The 987-nt window shown below is 38.5% G+C and carries 2 pseudogenes; both read left to right on the top strand.

The features are described 5' to 3' along the window. Positions 1–214: 214 nt before the first annotated feature. Positions 215–469, top strand: a pseudogene (locus SORDD16_RS05410) (dihydroorotate dehydrogenase catalytic subunit); the annotation flags it as partial. A gap of 131 nt (positions 470–600) precedes the next feature. Continuing rightward, positions 601–987 (top strand): annotated as a pseudogene (locus tag SORDD16_RS05405) (glucosaminidase domain-containing protein); the annotation flags it as partial.

Raw genomic sequence — 987 nt, 5'->3', positions numbered from 1 at the left:
GATAAAAGGGGGAGAAGGGCTCTCTAGTGGAGGCTTTTAAGTGTACGCGTGAGTTCTGTGCTAATCCAACTGAGACCTTGCAATAGTAAGTTTTTTCTTTATCTGGTTCCCTTAAAATTTAAGGAAGAAAATCATGAATCTCACATGTAAGAAGCGTTTGGGTACTATTCGTTTGGAGACCATGAAGGTTGTTGTACAGGAGGAGATCACGCTAGCAATCTTTTCAGTAGCCCTCAAACTCATTCGCCAAGTCGCCCAAACAACAGAACTTCCCATCATTGGAATGGGGGAGTGGATTCGGTCGAAGCTGTTTTGGAAATGTATCTGGCTGATGCTTCTGCCATTGGAGTTGGAACGACGAATTTTACAAATCTTTATGTCTGCTTGGAATCTACCAAAAGTCATGGATAAATATGGCATTAGTAGTTTGGAAGATCTCCGTCGAGAAGTTAAAGCCAGTCTGAGATAAACTAGGTCTTCCTTATCGCCAACAAGACATAGAATCTTCATCAATTTGTAATATTTCCGTTAGTTAACTATGTTACAATAGGTTTTATAAACTAGTAATAGTGTAGATAGTTTTCTACTGAGGAGAATAAAATGAAGAAGATACTACTTGCAAGTACTGTCGTTCTTTCTATGGCAGGATTTGCAAAGACAACTGTATACGCTGAAGAATCTCAGGTTACGAAAAAAACTCAGACAACAGATGTAGTCGAGAAAAAAGAGGAGGCTACTCCCAAGAAAGAAGTTCCTAAAGTTGAGGCGAAGAAAGAGCCAGCTGTAAAAGAGGAAAATCCTTCCAAAAAGGAAAAAAAAGAGGAAGTTATCAAGGAAGGTTGGCAGAAAGAACAAGGAAACTGGCGTTTTTATGAAAATAACCAGCCTGTCGTAAATTGGAAAAAAATTAGTGGCACTTGGTATTACTTTGACAAAAACGGTATTATGCTCAGTAATACTATAATTGATGGTTACCTTATCAAAGGT

Source organism: Streptococcus oralis, from assembly GCF_001578945.1.
GTDB classification, from domain to species: domain Bacteria; phylum Bacillota; class Bacilli; order Lactobacillales; family Streptococcaceae; genus Streptococcus; species Streptococcus oralis_Q.
Note: the sequence above shows the minus strand (reverse complement) of the source record. Positions and strands in the feature narration are given on the sequence as shown.